This is a genomic window from Prevotella merdae, assembly GCF_900290275.1.
Taxonomy (GTDB): Bacteria; Bacteroidota; Bacteroidia; order Bacteroidales; family Bacteroidaceae; genus Prevotella; species Prevotella merdae.
Genome location: NZ_LT985326.1, coordinates 269,639 through 290,497 on the forward strand (window position 1 = coordinate 269,639; position 20,859 = coordinate 290,497).

Annotated in this window: 12 protein-coding genes; 4 read left to right on the plus strand and 8 right to left on the minus strand. The window is 43.9% G+C overall.

The features are described from left to right. Positions 1 to 12: 12 nt before the first annotated feature. Entirely contained in the window at positions 13 to 3,030 is a 3,018-nt protein-coding gene (locus C9991_RS15130; RefSeq protein WP_106813312.1) for a SusC/RagA family TonB-linked outer membrane protein, read from the minus strand. 32 nt (positions 3,031 to 3,062) lie between these two features. After that, the gene (locus C9991_RS15135; protein WP_232823364.1) at positions 3,063 to 4,523 is read right to left on the minus strand and encodes a hypothetical protein; all 1,461 of its coding nucleotides are present in this window, start codon (positions 4,521 to 4,523) and stop codon (positions 3,063 to 3,065) included. Between the two features lie 650 nt (positions 4,524 to 5,173). Between C9991_RS15135 and C9991_RS15140 the strand changes: the two genes are divergently transcribed. Next, positions 5,174 to 6,199 carry an IS110 family RNA-guided transposase gene (locus C9991_RS15140; protein ID WP_106810849.1) on the plus strand — a complete coding sequence of 342 codons (1,026 nt, stop codon included), beginning with the start codon at positions 5,174 to 5,176 and terminating at the stop codon, positions 6,197 to 6,199. A gap of 314 nt (positions 6,200 to 6,513) precedes the next feature. Here C9991_RS15140 and C9991_RS15145 read toward each other — a convergent pair whose 3' ends face one another. From C9991_RS15145 to C9991_RS15155, 3 genes are all read right to left on the minus strand, one after another. Further along, complete coding sequence (locus C9991_RS15145) at positions 6,514 to 7,962, minus strand: IS1182 family transposase (RefSeq protein ID WP_106810833.1); 1,449 nt, start codon at positions 7,960 to 7,962, stop codon at positions 6,514 to 6,516. Between the two features lie 332 nt (positions 7,963 to 8,294). Then, positions 8,295 to 12,251: a hybrid sensor histidine kinase/response regulator transcription factor gene (locus C9991_RS15150; RefSeq protein ID WP_106813313.1), complete on the minus strand. Its 3,957-nt coding sequence runs from the start codon at positions 12,249 to 12,251 to the stop codon at positions 8,295 to 8,297. Positions 12,252 to 12,387: 136 nt separating this feature from the next. Then, complete coding sequence (locus C9991_RS15155) at positions 12,388 to 13,362, minus strand: glycoside hydrolase family 43 protein (protein ID WP_106813381.1); 975 nt, start codon at positions 13,360 to 13,362, stop codon at positions 12,388 to 12,390. 170 nt (positions 13,363 to 13,532) lie between these two features. On the opposite strand from C9991_RS15155, the gene porE reads away from it, so the two are divergent. Beyond that, positions 13,533 to 15,686: a PorE family type IX secretion system protein gene (gene porE / locus C9991_RS15160; protein WP_106813314.1), complete on the plus strand. Its 2,154-nt coding sequence runs from the start codon at positions 13,533 to 13,535 to the stop codon at positions 15,684 to 15,686. A gap of 294 nt (positions 15,687 to 15,980) precedes the next feature. Next, positions 15,981 to 17,360 carry an ATP-binding protein gene (locus C9991_RS15165; RefSeq protein WP_106813315.1) on the plus strand — a complete coding sequence of 460 codons (1,380 nt, stop codon included), beginning with the start codon at positions 15,981 to 15,983 and terminating at the stop codon, positions 17,358 to 17,360. Between the two features lie 20 nt (positions 17,361 to 17,380). On the opposite strand, the gene C9991_RS15170 is transcribed toward C9991_RS15165, so the two are convergent. From C9991_RS15170 to C9991_RS15180, 3 genes are all read right to left on the minus strand, one after another. Further along, positions 17,381 to 17,860, minus strand: coding sequence for a DUF5056 domain-containing protein (locus C9991_RS15170; protein ID WP_157949506.1), 480 nt, complete (start codon positions 17,858 to 17,860; stop codon positions 17,381 to 17,383). A 42-nt stretch (positions 17,861 to 17,902) separates the two neighbouring features. After that, positions 17,903 to 18,442, minus strand: a complete 540-nt coding sequence (locus C9991_RS15175) for an RNA polymerase sigma factor (RefSeq protein ID WP_106813382.1) — start codon at positions 18,440 to 18,442, stop codon at positions 17,903 to 17,905. A 108-nt stretch (positions 18,443 to 18,550) separates the two neighbouring features. Continuing rightward, complete coding sequence (locus C9991_RS15180) at positions 18,551 to 19,273, minus strand: DUF6249 domain-containing protein (protein WP_106813317.1); 723 nt, start codon at positions 19,271 to 19,273, stop codon at positions 18,551 to 18,553. A gap of 145 nt (positions 19,274 to 19,418) precedes the next feature. On the opposite strand from C9991_RS15180, the gene C9991_RS15185 reads away from it, so the two are divergent. Continuing rightward, positions 19,419 to 20,852 carry a sodium:solute symporter gene (locus C9991_RS15185; RefSeq protein ID WP_106813318.1) on the plus strand — a complete coding sequence of 478 codons (1,434 nt, stop codon included), beginning with the start codon at positions 19,419 to 19,421 and terminating at the stop codon, positions 20,850 to 20,852. Positions 20,853 to 20,859 lie beyond the last annotated feature (7 nt).

Genomic DNA, 20,859 nt, shown 5'->3' on the forward strand with positions numbered 1-20,859 from the left:
TATATATATTACTTAGAAGCTCATGTTCACACCAAAGAGGAATGTGCGTGGGTTAGGATATCCACTGTAGTCGATACCAGCCTCTGTAACACTCTTACCCATAGAGGCAGTCTCTGGGTCGGCACCTGAGTAGCCAGTAATGGTGAAGAGATTCTGTGCTGAGAACGACAAACGCAGGTTGAGCTTGTTGTTGAACCACTGCTTAGGCAATGTATAGCCAATCTGTAGCAGTTTGCAACGGAAGTAAGAACCATCCTCTACGAAGAAGTCGCTTACGCGCTTGTAGTTCATGTTAGAGTCGTTGGCAGAAAGACGTGGGAATTCTGCTCCCTTATTGTCCTCACGCCATGTCTTATTGTATGTTCCTGCATATACATTCTGACCGCCTGCACCTGAGTAGCGTCCCTTGTTTAGGTTGTAGATGTCGTTGCCAATTGTGCCGTAGAAGTTGGCCACGAGGTCAAATCCTTTGTATGCGGCATTTAGGTTGACACCCATCATCAAATCAGGGAACGGATTGCCGATGCACTTCTTATCATTCGAATCAATCACGCCATCGTTGTTGCGGTCAACAAATCGAAGGTCGCCAGGCTGTGCATTGGGCTGAAGAGGTGTACCGTGCTCGTTAGTATACGACTTAACTTCTGTCTCGTTTTGGAATATTCCGTCTGTCTGATAACCCCAGAACTGGCTGAGCGACTCACCTGCTGCATTGCGTACAATCCAATCACCAGAGAATCCACCAGTCCATATATAGTCGCCGTTAAGCTTGATTGCCTTGTTCTTTACCTGCGAAAGGTTAAGACCTACACCATAAGTAAAGTCGGATATATGGTCGTTCCAGTTGATACCGAGCTCCCATCCTGTAGCCTTCATCTCACCTACATTCTCCCACATCTGTCCGTTCCACATCGGATAACCAAGTATAAGGAGGTTGTCTTTCTTCATAAGCATGTCGTGAGATGTCTTGTGGAAGTAGTCGGCAGTAATCTTCAAGCGACTATTAAGCAGAGCAAGGTCAAGACCTACGTTCCAGTCTTCTACGGTCTCCCACTTAAGGTTGGAGTTACCGATACCCGAAACTGTAGAACCGATATCACGTATAGGTGTTGATCCAAATACGTAGTCTGTTGTACCGATAGAACTGAGATAAGCCGAATTGTCAATGTTCTGATTACCTACCTTACCCCAACCTGCACGTATCTTGATATCATCGAAAATCTTCTGGTTCTTCATAAACTCCTCGCCTGTCAAGCGATAAGCAGCCGAAACAGATGGGAATGTAGCCCACTTATTATCCTTAGAGAATTTAGACGAACCATCGACACGTACTGTAGCTGTGAGGTAATACTTCTCGTCATAGTTGTACATCACACGACCAAGGTAAGATATAAGCGATGTAAAGGTGTCGGTACCAGTGGCTTTAGGGTTCTTTGTGCCCGAACTTGGATAGCGCAATGTTGGGTCGTTATTAGGAATGTTCTCCGAATAAGCCTCAGCCCAGTAGTCCTGGAAACGCTCCATAGTGTAACCACCCATGAGATTTACATTGTGCTTCTTGGCGAAGGTGTTCATATAGTTCACGGTGTTGGTCCAGTTCCAATCCACCCAATTCTCCATCTTACGTGTAGCGTTGTTGTTGTCGTTCTTCTCGAGGTTGTCGATGAAGAAGTTTACGTTGAACTTATCTGTACGACGGAAGCGGGCGTTCATACCAAACTGTGAGCGAATGGTAAGACCCTTGATAGGTGTAAGACTGATAAACGGTGTGGCGAGCAATCCATATTCGCTTGCACCTGAATCCATACGGTTCATGTTAGCCACTGGGTTATGCTCCTCGTTGTTGTGCGAACGGGCATAATTGTTGTATGGATTACTTGTCCACTCGCTCTTGTCGAGCATAACTGGTGTTGTAGGGTCCATAGCCATGATGGCTCCCATAAGATCAGGTGTATCATTCCACTGCTCGTAACGAGGTGTAAAGTCGATACCTGCCTTTACAATCTTATTGAAGTTGTACTCTGTAGAGAATCGTGCAGAGAGCTTCTGCCACTGACCCACCTTGTACTGAGAGTCTTGCTTGTAATAGCCAATGCTACCCGAATAGATAAGCTTGTCGGTACCGCCAGAGAACGAGAGGTCGTAATTCTGCTGTACAGCTACATCGTTAAGACATTCCTTCCACCAATCAGTATATACCTCGTCAGTGCCCTTAAACGGCGAAACATTTCCGTCGTTAGCATAACGTGCATCAAACACCTGCTTATATTCCTTCGAGCCTGCCATCTTCTGCTTGGCAAGAGTCTGCAAACCTACAGTTGCCGAAGCATTAAACTTAGCCTCACCCTTCTTGCCCTTCTTTGTGGTGATGAGCACAACACCATTAGATGCTCGTGTACCATAAATAGCCGAAGCCGACGCGTCCTTAAGCACCTGCATGCTTTCAATGTCGTTCTGGTTAAGGAAGTTGATGTTGTTACCAACCGGCATTCCATCTACAACATATAGAGGATCAGAGCCGTTGACAGTTGTTACACCACGTATGATAACTCGTGGCGAAGAACCAGGGCCACCGGCACCACTTACCTGAACACCATTAACCTGACCCTGAAGGGCATTCATAACGTTACCGGTAGAAAGCTTCTCCAGTTTATCACCCTTAATGGCAGATATTGAGCTGGTGAGGTCGCTCTTCTTAACCTGGCCGTAACCGATAACCACAACCTCGTTAAGGTCGTTGGCGTTTTCTTTCAATACAATATTTATCTGGTTGCGGTTTCCTACATTCACGTCCTGGTTTGCCATACCAACGTAGCTCACAACAAGTGTGGCATTCTTGTCGGCATCGATAGTATAGTTGCCGTCAATATCGGTGACAACACCTTTTGTCGAACCCTTAATCTTAACGTATGCGCCAATTATAGGCTCGTTGTTGCTGTCTACTACAGTGCCTTTCACCTTAATGTTCTGCGCATTGGCAGTAAGAGCAACAGTAGCAGCCAAGGATGCTAATATATATTTCTTATTCATTTGGATAATATCTTAATTGTTCATTAATCAGTTTATTTCACAAAGACGATGCGCGAACGCAAGAGGCTATAGTCAAACTCCATGAGGTATGTACCCGATTTCTTAACCTCAACGCTCTTCATATTGTCGCCACCGTTATATACGTTCTTCTCATTGCCTTCCGAACCATCGAAACGCCAATATGGCTCTGGCCACCAACCCCAAATATGGGTTATGCTGATAGTATAGCTAACCTTGTCGCCTGCATTAAGCTTCATCTCGCGATAGAGTCGGTATGGGTTCTGCTTATCTTGTTTAAGAATGAACGCCTTGTTATTAGGATTTGTGGTCCAGTTAGGTGTGTCAGGCAGACCTTCTCCTGCAAGACATACTGTGTACGGTTGTGGACCAGCTCCGTCATTATAATCCTTTGTCTGCGATCCATCTACTACCATCTTGGCAGTTGTTGGCGTATACTCCTTAACATCATAGTCACCCGTTACGGTGTTGAATGTTATCTCGTAGTAGCCTACCTTGTCAAGAACTATAGGCTTTGCCTCGCTTGGGTTGCTTGTAAGCAGACCTGTATTCTCGTCAATACCAAAGCATATAGGTTCAAAATCGGTGGTCTGCGGAACAAAGCGCACGCCGGTGCTTGCTTTCTTGTTATAGTATTTGGCCTTATACTGATACTCGCCGGTATGCTCTATAAGCATTGGCACACCATATAAGTCGCTTGTCAGTTCGGCAGCTGTCTCTACATCGGCAAGATACATCTTCTGGAAGTCGGGCAGCTCGCTTACGTTGATAACGCTGTTTGCAGAGCTCACGTTGCCAAAAGCATCATACAATCGCATAGACATCATATAAGAAGCCTTGGTTGCCGGCATGTCGTATGCCTTCTTAAATTGGTATTCGGTTCCGCTTATAAGAACAGAGTCCTTTATGTTCAATCCCGGAATGTCTACCACCAAGCTTTGGAGTTTCTTGTTGTCGGCTACAGTTACATTGAGCGAGAGTTTAGGATTCTGTACCAATACTGTTAGTTCCTGCGAAGGAGCTGCTGTAAACGAAGGATAAGTAAAGTCGCCATCGCCTGATACCTGAACTGTAGCTGTTGTTGTGCGTCCACCTACATCCTCTACCGTTACTTCCAACGGGAAGTTTGAATCGTCTGTCCAGTCGGCAGCTGGCGTGTAAACATAAGATAGGTCGTAATCGTGTATCAACGAGTCGCCATAGATTTTAAGCAAATCTATAGTCTTGTCTAACAACATACCTTCGCTCTTAAGGCGTATAGACTTGATACCATCGGCATCTTTTGCCTTGCCTTCAATGTTGAACGAACGTCCAGGCTCAGCCTGGATATGGTTTGTAGCCATAGTAATTGTCGGCGCCTGACCGTCCACTGTAGGAAAATCATCGTCATCGCTACACGACTGTAATGCAAAACCTATCACGGGAGCTACAGCCACAAGCATGGCTGTACGGATAAAGTTTAATTTAATTGTCATAATGTTTGGTTTTAAGTTATTGTTATTTTAATTCTTGCTTTAGGCCTTTGTTTCGGTTTCTGATGCAAAATTACAATAAGGAGAAAGGAGAATAGGGGTGTTTTTTATTAATAAAAGGGGTGTTTCTCGTTTTATGTGAAAAAATGAAGAAAAACGAAAAACACCCTTAATATCGTATGGCTTATACCTAATTATAGTTTCTTTACTAATAGTTTCTCAACTTATAGCAACTCTCAGCCCTTAACTTATAGTTCCTCAACTTATGGCTCCTTAACTTATAGTTCCCACAGAACTCACGGAAAAACACAGAAGCCTAACGGACTATTTTTTTCGAATCCACAGAGCGTATAGACGCTGCGCGTCATACGACAGAAGGCACTCTAAGTTTGCAGAAGAAAGCAATTAGGCTAAATAATCAAGGTAAAACTATGATTGCTAAAGACAGTTTCGTACCTTTGTTGTAAAAAGGTAGAATCGGTCTGTCGAAGAGGTAAACCAAAGATCGCACAAGTCTGAAGACTATGTTCTGTTTCGGACCTCATCGACATAGTTGCAAAGACCAGATAGAAAGTTATCGGCTCTGAGCCTTGTTAGAGTGTTAGTCCATACAACTATTGACCAATTCTACATAACTAAAATCGTACAAAGATATGAAGAATTTATTTATTGGAGTTGATTTTTCGAAAGAAAAAGTTGATGTGGCTATCATTTTTGCAGATGGACTGACAGAAACAGCTGCACGAATGTTTAACGAGTTCAAGACAACTGTGTCTGGCTACAAGCAACTGGTCAAGTGGGTGGAGCAGAATTCCTACGGCATCGACTCTTCCCTGTGGCTCTTCTGTGGAGAGAATACGGGCGACTACAGCAAGGGACTGTGCAACTTTCTCTATGGTAAAGGCTACGACATGTGGCTTGAGAATGCCAAGAGCATCAAGGATGCATCAGGTCTCAGACGATTGAAGTCGGACCGCGCCGACGCCTCGATGATTGCCGAATACGCAATGAGGAATTACGACAGAGCCATTATGTACGAGCCACTTAGCGAGTCACTTGCACAACTGCGCGAACTGTTTCTGTATCGTCAGATGGTTATAAGACACAGATGCAGCTTTCAAGTGCGCAGAGGCGAGAAGAAACTCACAATGGAGAAGTCTCCTGTCAAGACAATGATCTCGCAGAGCGGAAGGCATATCGTGTCTGAACTCAACAAGGAAGTAGAGAAAATAGACAAGCGAATCGCCGAGCTCATCAAGTCAGACGAGGAACTCACCGAGGTGTTCACCATCGTGACCTCGGTGCCTGGTATAGGAACGCAGAATGCTGTCTGTCTGATGGTATACACCGACAACTTCCGTCGTTTCAACTACGATTCAAGGAAGATTGCCTGCTACTACGGCATAGCCCCATTCGGCAAGGATTCGGGCACCAGCGTGCATTCAGATCCTCGTGTGCACTATATGGCGAACCGTCAGATAAAGTCCATGCTGACGCAGGCTGCACTGGCTGCCGTGAACTTCAATCCTGTTATTGCAAGGTACTATATGCGTCTCGTGGAACGTGGAAAGAAGAAGCAGGTTGCACTGAACAATGTGAAGAACAAACTCGTGCATTTGGTCACTGCCATGGCCAGAAACCGCCAGCTTTATACCCCAGAATATAAAATCTCAGCTTAAAATGAAAATAATGGTCAAAACATTTGGATTTTAACATAGAAAGCAGATATGATTGCTTGCAATATATAACTATGTATTGCTGCATATAGAGATTAAAGATTACATATAGTAGGAGGTACGGTCTCCGAAGAGGGCACTGAAAAAGTTAGCCCTTTAAGACTTTATTCCACTCTTTTAAATAAAAAAGCAGATTGCATTAAACATTATGTCGGTTTTGCAATCTGCTTTTAATTTGCTTTGATATGGTCTAATATACAGCCTTATAGAGGATGTAGGGCACTTATGTCACAAGTGTATAATTCTTCTAATTATTCTTAGCTTAGTCTCAATATTCTTTTGATATTTACGGCAAATATTGTCATTGCACCTTGCATTTGCATACAATCTAGCCCATACGACAATGCCTTATCATAGCCGTATACCTGTTTTAACTCCGAATTTTTTGCCTCTATCTTGTATCTCTGGCGGGCTATTTCTTTAAATTCTTGTGTCTTCTGAAACTCCAGTTGTCTTTTATGTTCTCCTTTCTTGATAGGTACACTATAGGTCTTGCTTTTAGCTCCATCCTTGTAGCATCCGTTTCTTCGTGAGCAAGTCTTGCATTTATCCACATCAAAGAAATAAGTCATGGATTGATTCCAGTTCCTATTCTTTCCCATTATTACTTTTCTGATTGCCATATGGCCAGCAGGACAAACAAACATGCCTGCATCCTTGTTGTAATCAAAATTGTCTTCACTCTTTCTAAATCCACTACTAATAGACGGATGTAATTTGGACACCAAACGAAATCCCCTCTCTTCATCTTCTGCCAGTTTGAGGTTCTTGCAGCCAGAATATGCGGTATCACCAACAACCGTGTCAACCTCCATTCCGTTCTTTCTGCTTTGCTCAACAAGCTCTTCCAACTGAGGCCCGTCACCCTTCTCGCCAGATGTGACTGTGGCAGCAGTTATGATACGCTCATCACTCATTGCGATGTGAGTCTTGTAACCGAAGAACGACGTGTCTTCTGTCTTATGCCCAACACGTGCGTCTGTATCCTTTGAGGTTGTATAGTGGTCTTCTATGTCCGCAAGCGTCTCCTTTAGCATATTTAGTCGCTGTTTTACTGCGGGCACTTCCGAAAGGCAGGAATCCGAGGTGATATGATTTAGAAGGTCCTTGGTATAATCCAACTCATGAACAAGGTCATCGTCTTCATTCTTAGCCGGAAGTGTTTCCTTTATATTATCATCCATGGCATAAAGCGCCTTGCGGAGTTGCTTCGAACGGAGTTTCAGTATCTCAACTGGTGAATACGGATTTGACCTGGCTTTTGTATGAGTCGAATCTACAATAATAGTCTTTGATGTGATGATTCCTTTCTCTATTGCTATCTCTACAGTTTTTTTGATAAGCAGGTTCATAAGATCCGTGTCTTTCAGGCGTAATCTGCGAAACTTACAAAGACTGCTTGGATTGATAACGCCTTCCTCAGGAGTCATATCAAGAAAATACTTAAACGACATGTCATAACGGGAACGCTCTACAACATCCACGTCAGATATATCGTATATTGTCTTCAATAGAAGATATTTGAACATACGAATGGGCGATTCAGCTGTACGGCCGTTATCAGGACAATATTTATTGACCAGTTCCTGATAGACAAAGCTGAAGTCTATCAGGTTATTAATACGGCGGAGAAGGTTGTCCTGGGGGACGACTATATCATAAAGTGAGCTATATTCACTGAGTGGAAGTTGTTGTTGTGACAGCATAAGTACCTTGGATTTTATTCCTTAAAGGTACAAAAAAATCTGCACATAGCCAAATTATGTGCAGATTATAATTGATAAATATATCGCAAGGGACTTTTTCAGTGCCCTCGTCTCCGAACTGTACCTCTTACTATAAATACCTTTTATCATTCTAAATATACCCTTCATTTCTGTGGATTCTTGCCTCGCGAAGCGTAGGCCATTCTGTGGATTCGAAAAGCTTAAGCCCGTTAGGCTTCTGTGTTTTTCCGTGAGTTCTGTGGGAACTACACCGCAAGCAATCCGAACCGCAAACAGAGATACAGCAAGCAGAGAACCTATAAGCAGAAAGCCTACAAGTTCTGCACAAACTGCTTAGGCGACATCTGCATCTTACGCTTAAACACATTGCGGAAGTTCTTTATATCGCCAAAGCCGCACATCTCTGCCACTTTAACCACATTGGTCTGTCCTTCCTTAAAGGCTTGTACTGCCTTATATATCTTATAGTCGTTTACAAATTCGATGAGCGACATGCCCGTCATCTGCTTCAACTTCTTGTATAACGTAGAATGACTCATGGCAAGTTTCTCGGCAAGAAAGTCGATATTGAAGTTGGGATTAGACAAGTTGTCGTCTATTATCTCGCGGCAACGCAGCAAGAATATCTGCTCCTCCTTGGTGTATGTGCGCTTGCTGTTGGATATATCGGCAGTTAACGATGCATTATCGCTCTCGGCTATAAGCCGTTCAATACGCACACGCAGGAGTTTAAGCGAAACAGGTTTGGTAATAAAGGCATCGGCTCCAGCATCGTATGCAGCTATTCGCTCCTCCTCTGATGTTTGTCCAGTGAATATTATTACCTTTATATGCTTAAGCTTCTTGTCATTACGCAAGGCACGCAAGAACTCCAAGCCGTCAAGGTGCGGCATCATCATATCGCACACAATGATATCGGGCAACGAGTTTGCAGCCACACGCAGTCCCTCAGCTCCGTCGTAAGCCTTAAGCACACGATAGTCGCTTATAAGGTTGCGTTCAAGCAGAGCCACTGTCTCACGCTCGTCGTCGATAAGCAATATGCTATGTGTTGCTGTAGGATTTGCTTTCAACGGAGCTGTTCCTGGTATTGGCTCTGGTTCTTGTCCTGCCTCTTCCAATATTTTTATATCATTTGACTGCTTTTCTGCCTCCGAATCATACACTACATTATCAGCCTCTGTTTTAACCAAAGGCTTGTCTTCTACAGTAGTTTTGTCGGCAGTAGCCTTAGGTATATAGAAAGAGAAGTTTGAACCCTTGTTCACCTCGCTCTCCAGCTGCATCTCGCCACCATGTAACTCAACAAGATACTGCACAAAAGCCAGTCCAATGCCATCGCCCTTGCTTTTTGCCTGACCACGACTTGTACGGAAGAAGTTTTGGAATATCTCCTTGCGAGCTTCAGGCACAATGCCTATACCGTCGTCCTTAACCGAGAAAACCACACGGTCTGCCATATCGGTAACAGTCAGCACTACATGTCCACCGTTATTGGTATACTTAAAAGCGTTGGATATAAGGTTGTTTAGGCACATCTCTATCTTCTCGCCGTCCATAGACAACATTACGGTATGCTTGGGCATTACCGTAGTAAAGTCGATATGCTTTTGGTCGAGCAGGTCGTCATAGTCGTCGGCAAGCTCGCCAACAAACTTAACCACGTCTATTTTCTGGAGCTTAACATTAAGCTTGCCTTTATCTATCTTGCGGAAGTCGATAGCCTGACTTATAAGTTTGTTTATTTTCATTGCACTACGATGCATAGCAATTAGATAAGCCGAAGGTATGTTCACTATCGACTGCTTGCGGCCTATAAACTCCTCAAGCTGTGCGGCAATAAGGAAGACAGGTGTGCGAAGCTCGTGTGTTATGCTGGTAAAGAATGTCATCTTGGCATCGTCGAGCTTGCGCAGACTCTCCTTCTCCACCTCGGCAATCTCCATACGGTGACGCATATTTATAACTCGCATGTACAGGCGGAAGCCTGCATATACCACACCTATTATAATAAGTAGCCACAACGTCTTGGCCCACCACGTTAGATACCATGGCGGAAGCACCGTTATCTTAAGCGTTGATATATTGGTCCAACTACCTGAAAGGTCGGTTGCACGTACAAGAAACTCATAACTACCTGGAGGCACATTGGTGTAGCTTGCCATACGGCGGTCGGTTATCTCGTTCCAGGTATTCTCCATTCCTTTAAGATAATAGGAGAAGTGTATTGCACGCGGGGCATTATATTCGGGAACAGAAAAGTTTATGGTGAAATAATTCTCATTACATTCAAGCTTAACCTCGCCCTCACTTTTGCTTCCAAGGTTTATAGTGCGTCCATCAGTTACATTCAGCCTACCCAGACTCACATCCCTATAAAGCGAATTTGTAATAAGAGGTATATCATCAGCCATTACCAATCCCTCTATCGAGCCAAAATAATAATGTTGTGCGTCGGCACAGCATGCGCCATAATTGTATGCCATTGGCACTGAGTTGTCGAGGTCGCAACGCATAAATGCGTTGTTCTCATGGAAGTAGTAGTAAAGACCATTATTTGTAGAGAACACCATATAGCCATGACGCGACTCCACGATGCCCGTAATCATTATGCTGCTCAACCCATGCTCGATAAGGTCGGTATATACCTTACCCTTGTTTTCGTCTATACAGCATGGAGCCTCGTATCTGAACGAAACCCACACTTTACCTTTGCTGTCGGCATATATATAGCGCACCATATTGCTTGGCAAAGTAATGTCTGTACTGGATGTACTGTAGTGCTTAACCGTGCGCAGCGTGCGTATGTCTATCTTGTATACGCCATTGTCGTTGCCCAACCATATATAACCATCACGATGACATAGTGTCTGGCATAATGCCCCTGTAAACTGGGGCACAGCACGAAACTGGTGCGTAAGCTTGTTGAATACAAATAGGTCGCGTCCGCCAATCCACAGATTGCCGTTGCCATCGTCTGCAATAGTCCATATCACGTCGCCACGCTTGCTAATCAATGGCAAGGTATAGTTGCTGAACTTGCGTGTGGCGATATCGTATGCCGTAAGTCCATGATTGTACACAGCCATCCACACCGTATGCTGATCGGATGTCATCGACACAATGTTGTCGCCCCACATGCTACTGTTGGCTGATGTATAGGCGGTCAAGCTTTTTTTACTTATCGAATATACACCCATTCCACCTCCATCCATACCTATATATATATTGTCGCCTTGCGATGCCACTGCCGTTACAAGGTCGTAAGGCAAGGTTTTTGCCTTTTCGCTAAGCGTGGCAAACAAGGCTCTTCTTGCTCCATACAATGTCAACCCATTGCGGTATGTACCTATCCACATATTGCCACCACGGTCTACAAACAGCGAGTATACGGCATCGCCACATATATGGTCATTCTTCTCGTTTATATGTTGGTCAACACCATTGCGACGCACAACCACACCATATCCGTCAGTAGCAAACGCTACACCTTCGCCATAGTCGCATACAGCCTTCAGCGACATTGGCACATATTCGTCTACCAATTGTAATTTATTACCATTCAATGCAAATACATGAGCAGGTCCGCCCACACCTCTACCTACATACAGCCTATTAATATTGTGGCTGTAGCTTGCGTTATACGAGGTAGACGTATTGGTTGATAAGGCTATGCTTGACAACATCTTGCTGCCATCGGCTGTATACATAGCCACGCATCCGTTCATAACCACAAACAGACGATTGCCACTTGTGGCGATGGCAAGCACTGGAGCACTTGTGGGTATGCTGTTAAACTGTGTTTTATTATCAGCCGAACGGTACAGTCTGCCCAAATCATCGAATACGAAAACGCCCCCTGATGTCTCTACCAAGGATATAAACGAGTTGCCCGTCTTATGCTTTGCCTTTATCTTGCAGCGATGAAACTTGCTGTCCATATAGCTGTAATAGTTTACACCATAGTCGGTGGCTATATACAGTCCATGCTCAGCAGCCAAAAGGCTGTGCACATTGTTGTTTGATATGCTTGTTGTGTCGTTGTTGCTGTGGCGAAACATCGTGAAGAACATTCCGTAAAACTGTGCCAGACCTTTGGATGTTCCGGTCCATATAAACCCGCGTTTGTCCTGTGCAATACAATTTACGGTATTGTCGGGCAGTCCCTGCTTTATGTCATAGTTGAATATACGGTTATTGGCTGTAGCAAACAATACCGCCACAACCATCATAATGAATACAATAAAATATCTTCGGTTCTTAATCATAACTTGTTCTTAGGCTTAGCTATGACAAAGTTAAGAAAAAAATTTTTTTTTCAGAAATAAATTTACTATTTACTTAAACTAAGTTAGTGATTTGTTAAAACAAAAAAAGCTATGGCGATAACGCCATAGCTAATATTTAGAAGTGCTTAATCAATCTCTTGTATTCCTTTGGTGTAATCTGTATCACAGTGCCATGACGCGGAGTGAAGGCACCCGAGGTCTTGGTATCTGCCACCCAATGAAATGTGCGCAAATCCTCGGAACGTGTGAACTGATAATGGCCTGACATATAGCAGTCGTACATAAGACACCATCCTCCACCAATAAGCGGAAATACGCCTGCCCCCTCAACATTGTCTTTTGTCTGCTCACAGAATCCGTCGAGCAATGTCCATGATGCTGTGTCGTGAAGGTCGCGGAATACATATTGGCGTATACCTTTATGCGCTCCCTCTTGTTCGGTCTTGAAGAATAGATGATACTCGCCATTCTTGTCCTGAACAATATCTGTATCGATAGCCGGAGCATGGAAATCGAACAACACCTGCGGTTCTCCCTCAAGATCAGAGAAATCTGCATTGGCATATGCCCAATACACACGGTCGTAAGGAATAGTACCATCGTTGGTAAGCAGCGAGAAATATACCATATACTTGCCAGCCTTCTCGTCGTATATAGTCTGCGGTGCCCATACACGTGTCACGTTGGCAAAGTTCTTACCGGCATACTTATCGGGAAAGTTTACGGTATGATGCTGCCAATGTATCAAGTCGCGCGACTTAAGCAGCACAATACCACGATTGCTCGACCATCCAAGCGACGAACGCATGTCGGTTACAACCATAAGATATTCGCCTGTCTTTGTGCGTAGGATATGAGGGTCGCGAACACAACCAGTAAGAGCAATTGAGTCGGACGACACTACAGGCTTGCCTTCGTTAAGCGGAGTATAGTTGAATCCGTCATCACTTACGGCATACGATATCTGCTCTTGTTGAGGAGCATTGCCTGTGAAATAAACAAAAAGGTATTTGTTGCGTGCGTTTGTCGTTGCAACTGCCGAGAACATGGTAGCAGCTACCAATAGTGTTCTTAAGAATTTCTTATACATTATTATATTCAATTGTTTTTAGGTTTTTATTTCTGTTGCAAAATTATATAATAGTATACGAACGAATTGACTATTATCATTTAAAAAGGGGCATTTTTTAATCAAAACAAGCAATAATATCAAATAAACTGGGCTTTATTGCGTTATTCAATAAAAACATACACTATAGAATGAAGCATTTTACGCATACATCGATATCTCTGTTGTTGCTCCTCATTACAATGGCAACACTGCTGGGCTGTGGTGCCGACAAGAACCTGAAGAAGGGCGAGAAGTATCTTGCAATAGGCGAATACTACGACGCAGCAACGCAGTTTAAGCAGGCATACACCAAGACATCAACTAAGGAGAAGGCTAAACGAGGCGACATTGCCTTGAAGATAGCCTACTGCAACGAGCGCATCAATTCCACACAGAAGGCCCAGGCTGCTTATGCCAATGCCATTAGATATGGCAGAGCAACGGCTGCCGACCGCCTGAGCTATGCCCGCCAATTGCTTAGAAATGGATCGTACAAGCAGGCTGGCGAACAGTTTGCTATTGTGCTCGACTCCATTAATGCCGGTGACTACCCCACCCCTACAAAGAAAGGCAATACCAATACACTTGATGCCAACACTGCAAAGACCTTGGCTCAAAACGGACTTATTGCCGCACAAAAGGCTCCTGAATGGAAAAAGCAGGGCTCAAGATATAAGGTTAAGCGTATGGATGTATTCAACTCTCGACGCGATGACTACTCGCCTGTTCTTGCCGGCGACCAATATGAGACACTATACTTTACATCAACACGCAACGACGCACAAGGCAATGAACTTAGTGGAATAACCGGTGCTAAACCTGCCGATATATTTATGTCGGAGAAGGATGATAAAGGCAATTGGTCAAAACCAGAGGCGGTTACTGGCGGACTGAATACTGATTATGATGAGGGTGCATGCGCATTGTCGCCCGACCAGCATACTATGTATCTTACCCAGTGCACCAGCGATCCTTCGTATCCACGTTATGCACAAATTGTTACATCAGCCCGTGCTAACGCGGCATGGGGAAAGCCTTCAGAGCTTAAGATTACAGGAGATACGCTGTCGAGTTATGCACATCCTGCCGTGTCGCCAGATGGAATGTGGCTATACTTTGTTAGCGATATGCCTGGCGGTATGGGCGGTATGGACATATGGCGAGCTCGCATAACACCTGCCGGATTAGGAGGTGTGGAGAATCTTGGTGCTCCTATCAATACTCCTGGCAACGAGATGTTCCCTACATTTAGACCTAACGGCGACCTTTATTTCTCAAGCGATGGACATCCTGGCATGGGTGGACTTGACATATTTATTGCCTCTGTTGGCAAGGATGGCAAGTATCATCTCGAACATCCTGGTTATCCACTCAACTCGCAAGGCGACGACTTTGGCATGACATTCGAGGGTGTGCACAACCGTGGCTTTTTTTCATCGAGCCGAAATGACGGTCGAGGATGGGACCATATATACAGTTTTGAGAATCCGGAGATTATACAGAGCGTAAAGGGTTGGGTGTACGAGCAAGATGGATACGAGCTCCCATCGGCTCTTGTCTACCTTGTAGGCTCAGACGGAACTAACGAGAAACTGAGCGTAAAAGGCGATGGCTCATTCGAGAAGGTACTGAAACCGGGCACCGACTATATATTCCTCGCCACTTGCAAGGGATTCCTTAACCATAAGGAAGAACTTAGCATAGGTCATCCCGACGACTCTAACGAGCACGTTCTGCAATTCCCATTGGCTTCGATTACAGCCCCTGTGCTGATAGACAATATATTCTACGACTTCGACAAGGCTACATTGCGCCCAGAATCGCAGGCTTCGCTCGACGAACTGGTAAAGCTTCTGAACGAAAATCCTAACGTAACCATCGAATTGTCGTCGCATTGCGACTATAAGGGCTCGGCTGAATACAATAAGCTTCTGTCGCAACGCCGTGCCGAGTCGGTTGTTGAATACCTTTCTAATAAGGGCATATCACGCGATAGACTTTCGCCCGTTGGCTATGGCAAGGAGAAACCTAAGACCATACGCAAGAAACTTACAGAGAAGTATAACTGGCTAAAGGAGAACGATGTGCTGACCGAAGAATTTATCAAGAAGCTTGACAAGGACAAGCAAGATATATGCAACCAGCTAAACCGCCGTACTGAATTCATCGTTCTACGCACTACATACGGCATGTTTGACAAGGACGGCAACTTGAAGAAGTCGAATAACGAGACTACAAAAAAGTCTTCATCCTCTAACGAAAATGGCAAGAAGAACGAAGACTTCGACTTTTACGTGGAATAATTATTGGGAGGCAAAAGACTCTTGGATTTTAGCTTCCACAATATATGTTTATGCTATATCAAAAGTATTATATATTACTTGAAGACATAGCCAAGACAATCTTTATTATTCCTTAATAACAACACCCAAAAACACGGAATAATTCCTGAAAACACCACCTAAAAGCACGGAATAATTCCTGAAAACAGTACCTAAAAACACGGAATAATTCCTGAAGAGCTTGCAATTTCCCTCTTTTTTTACTACATTTGCATTCGTAACAAACAGATAATCAAACAGAAAGAGTTTTGGCTTATGTTATATAGAAAGTTTGCAAATCGTTTAGAGGAATTTCTTAAGAATGAGCCTCGCAAGATTCTGCTTGTCAATGGAGCAAGACAGATAGGAAAGTCATATATAATAAGGTATGTTGGTACCCAATTGTTTAATAACTTTGTGGAGATAAACTTGAAGGCAGATAAAGAAGGACAAGGCATTTTTCAGTCGGTAAGAAGCAAGGAAGACTTCTACCTTCAACTAGGTGCTATAGCTGGCAACAAACTCGGAAGCAAGGACGACACTCTTGTTTTTCTTGACGAGATACAGAGTTATCCACATTTGATGACTATGCTTAAATTCCTAAACGAGGACGGCAAATATCGCTATATAGCAAGTGGCTCTGAACTTGGGGTGGCACTTGCCCAAACTCCATCGGTACCTATCGGAAGCATAACAATCGAACAGATGTATCCATTAGACTTTGAAGAGTATCTGCTTGCTATGGGATGTGGACAGAAGACTATTGACGGTGTTAGAGATTGTTATAAGAAACGCGAGCCTCTGAACGACTCAATGCATAACTATATGCTTCAACAGTTCAAGTTGTACTTGTTGGTAGGCGGTATGCCTGATGCAATAAACAAGTTTCTGGAAAACCGAAACATAACTCAGGTACGCAACATTCAGCGCAACATACATTCACTATATAGAATTGACGCATCGCAATATGATGAAGAGAAGAAATTGGTTATACGCAACATCTACGACTTGATACCTTCGAATATGGAGAACAAGAAGAAGCGTATAATTATAAAGAACATTGAGGGTAAAAACGGACACAAGCAGTTTAGCGACTACGTTGAGGAGTTTGAGTATCTCACCAATTCGGGTGTGGCATTGCAAGTGCGTGCCATTAGTAACCCTAAGTTTCCTTTGCTGGAATCGGAAAGCAAGAATCTGTTGAAATTGTATCTAAGCGATGTTGGTCTGTTGACAAATCTTCTATACGGTACAAATATCAATGCCGTACTTGGCGATATGCTTAGCATAAATTTAGGTTCTGTGTACGAGACGGTAGTTGCTCAAGAACTACATGCCCACGGATTCCAACTACACTATTACGACAATAAACAACGTGGTGAGGTAGATTTCCTTATCGACGACTACGATAACCTTACAGTGCTACCTATAGAAGTAAAATCGGGTAAAGACTACAAGGTACATAGTGCACTTGACCGTTTCATAGCCACACCCGACTATCATATAAGCCGTGCCATAGTATTGAGCAACGAACAGAATGTGTACGAAGAACGTGGCATTATGTATATGCCTATCTATTATGTCATGTTTATGGAGAATAAGGCTGTTATGGCTGAAGACTGCATAATACCAGAGATTCCAGTAGTGCCTAAATAAGACAAACTACTGGAATAATATTACGACAAGGAATCGCTCTGTACCACATCCCATACAGCCAAGCTGCACAACACTACAACTGTTATTACAGCCATTATCAGGTTGGTGCCTGATGCCTGTATGCCTGATATTATGGCGTCGATACTTAAGTGGGAGCTGAAGAGAGAGGCAGAATGGTTTAGGTGAGAAGCTATATAATCGATATCGGCACGAGAAAACAGACTAGCAATATTTGAGCCTAAGCCACTAAGATAACCTTTTATAATATCTACACCACCCACAAGAAAGAATGCCACAACACACACGACAGCACATGCAGCCGACCATATGTGATAGATAAGTATCTGACGAGCTGGCATCTCATCTGGCAATCTCTGCATAACCTTATTAGTGAAACCGCCATCGGCTATATGCATACGCACACTGTCGGCGAAGAAACCACGCAACAGTTCCTCGTCGACAGTACCATTATTACTATTTAAATTCTTATCGTTGTTCATAAGTTTGTTTTTTAAGAACGTATTTGATAGACAGCCACACATTTACTTGCCATAGCCGTTGCTACGAAGAAAGGTTGTAAGCTTTTCTTTTCCACGAAACAGATGCGACTTTACGGTACCCACCGCCATTCCGGTTATCTCGGAAATCTTATCTATTGGATAGCCGTCGACCAACTGCAACGTTACGCATGTTCGCTCCTTATCGCCCAATCTACGCAAGGCATCGTATACATCAAGCTTTACATTAGCGTCGGTATGATCGGCATTGCGTCGTGCGGCTTCTGATGTATCTATGTCGTCGGTAGGCTTTTGCCGTCGGTGATAATCGTACAACACATTGTAAGCTATGCGATAAAGCCATGTTGAGAATGCCGCCTGAGCACGATACTTACTTATATTGACGTATGCTTTGATGAAGGTATCCTGTGCAAGATCGTCGCTAAGCTGCTCGTCTCCTAATGTCTGATGCAGGAAGAAACGTCTTATAGGCGACTGGTATCTCACAACAAGGCGGTCGAATGCCGCACGGTTGTGAGATACAGTCACCTCAGAGACAAGAGAGAGATCGTCAGTTTCCTTCATCATTAATCTTTTGTTCGTTTTATTATAAAGACGCAGCAACAAACTGTTTTGCTACAGCTGTGCAGGTAGAATTTTGCAGTTTTTTTATTTGTTTACAAGCCTTACCTACTACAATTTGTTCAATTCGTCATCGTCAAACTTACGGCATCCAAACTTGTTGTTGTAATTATATCGCACCATAAACATCTGTCCGGCACCAAGGCAAGCTACCAATCCGCCAATGCCAACCAATGGTTCGGCACCCAGGAACCAGAAGAATAACATCAGTCCAATGCCTATTGAAACATTCCTTATACCACGTCGCCACATATAGTCGGGCGACTTCTTGCTCAACGGCATTTGTTCATCACTAATCGGTTGTCCTGATTCCATTGCCTTTTCTGCCAATCGCATCTGGTCGTTGTGGCGTTTTACCAAAAAGCGTATAAGTAGCACCACTATTATTAACGGCATTAAGGATATCGTTATACCTAATAATATAATTATCACAAAAATCGTTATGCCCCAAAATTTTGAAGCAAAGATGTTTTCGAACATTGCGAACGGATAGGTGTCGCTGTCGGAATCGTAGCTGTCGGAATCGTTCATGGCACCATTGCCATTGTATACCACAGAACTACTGGTGTCTACAGACGAGGTGTCAGAGAATGCTTCTATACCCTCATCCTTACTCTTTGATGCCGAACTACTCTTTGATGCATCATCTTTTTTAGCAGACGAAGCAGACACTACATTTTCGGTGCGTGGGGTGTGTCGATGACGTTGAGCATCTACCGAAACAGAGCTTCCAAGCACGAGAAGCGCTGCCATAGAGAGAAGTATTTTCTTCATTGTTGCGTATGTTTTTTATTCGTTGTTCAATGTTATTGTTTCTTGTTTCTGATAGTATGACGCGCAAGGAGTATAGAAAGTTGCACGGGAGAAGAAATAATTTGACGAAAAACCGTAACTTTGCACCAATAATTCTAACAACATTATGCTTATAATCATCACCGTGCTGCTTTATTTTGCGGCACTTATGCTATTTAGTCGCATCACAGCCCGACATGGCGACAACAACCAAACCTTCTTTCGTGCCAACCGACGCTCGCCTTGGTATATGGTGGCATTTGGTATGGTTGGGGCTTCAATATCGGGTATTACGTTTGTTAGTGTGCCTGGTATGACAATGTTTACCGGTATGACGTACGTGCAGATGTGCATTGGTTTTATCCTTGGATACTTTGCTGTCGCCTTTGTTTTGCTGCCTGTATACTATAAGTTAAATCTTACAACCATTTACACATACCTTAAGGAGAGGCTTGGTATGAGGTCGTACAAGACGGGAGCATGGTTCTTCCTTATATCCAAGATGACTGGAGCCGCCGTGCGATTCTATGTAGTGTGCATAATATTGCAACGTTTTGTGCTCGACGCTATTGGTGTGCCATTTGCCTTAACCGTAGTGGCTATGGTGGCGCTTATATGGCTATACACCCGACGTGGAGGAATAAAGACACTGGTATGGACCGATACTTTCCAAACTACCTGCATGTTTGCTGCCTTGATACTTATTATATATAATGTAATGGGACAGCTGGGAATGTCGGCTACAGACGCTGTCAAGGCTATAGCAACCGACGAGCACAGCCGCATGTTTGTAATGGACGACTGGATTAGCAAGCAAAATTTCTGGAAACAGTTTCTAAGCGGAGCCTTTGTAGTAATAGTTATGACCGGACTCGACCAGGATATGATGCAGAAAAATCTTACTTGCCGCACCCTACGCGAGGCACAGAAAGACATGTGTACCTACGGATTTGCCTTTGTTCCTGCCAATATACTGTTTATGGCACTTGGTGTTTTGCTTATGCAGTTGGCACAAAAGGATGGCATTGCATTACCGGCAAGTGGCGACGAGCTATTGCCTATGTTTGCTGCCACAGGCCGATTAGGATCTACAGTTGTGGTACTATTCACTATAGGCATTGTAGCTGCATCGTTCTCGAGTGCCGACTCTGCATTGACTGCTCTTACAACAAGCTATTGCGTGGATATACGTCAACGCGAGGGCGACGAACAATTGCGCCGCCGTGCACATATAGGCATTGCCGTTGTGTTCGGTCTGTTCATCTTGTTGTTTAAGACGCTCAATTCAACAAGTGTCATCGATGCCATATACATCCTATGCTCGTATACCTACGGACCATTATTGGGATTGTTTGCCTTTGGTCTATTTACCCGCCGCAAGCCATGCGACAAACTTGTGCCTTATATAGCGGTAGCTTCGCCAATTGTATGCTTTGCGCTTGAAAAGACAGCTATGCAATGTTGGGGATACAAGTTCGGCTACGAATTGTTGATGATTAATGGATTGTTGACCTTCATGGGACTTTATGCCTCGGGAATTGTTGGTAGAAAGAGGGGTTAACTCTGAA